The sequence below is a fragment of the Paraburkholderia sp. SIMBA_027 genome (genome assembly GCF_046535315.1).
GTDB lineage: Bacteria > Pseudomonadota > Gammaproteobacteria > Burkholderiales > Burkholderiaceae > Paraburkholderia > Paraburkholderia tropica.
On sequence record NZ_JAWRWY010000340.1, the window covers coordinates 1 to 291 of the forward strand.

The window sequence follows — 291 nt, forward strand, 5'->3', positions numbered from 1 at the left end:
AGTTGCGAGACGCCGCCTGCCGCGAACCGTCTTTCTGTGATATCGAGTTGCTGCGCCTGGGTGTCCACGAGGTGCTGCGTCAAGGCGATCTGCTGCTTCAAAGACGCGCGCCGAACCGTAGTCGAAACCACATTACCCGCGAGCGAGAGCCGCGCGGCTTCGAACTCGAACGACTGATAGTCGACTTGCGCCATGAGCGCTCCCAGCGTCCGGCGATTGCCGCCGAAAATATCGAGCGCATACGACACGCTCACCGACGCGTTGTAAAGCGTAAACGGCCCCGGATCGGGC

The 291-nt window shown here is 61.9% G+C and carries 1 protein-coding gene; it reads right to left on the reverse strand.

The window, feature by feature from the left end; genetic code table 11:
• Positions 1–291 (reverse strand): TolC family protein (locus tag SB764_RS39340; protein ID WP_410866655.1); only part of this gene is annotated, 291 nt, incomplete at both ends.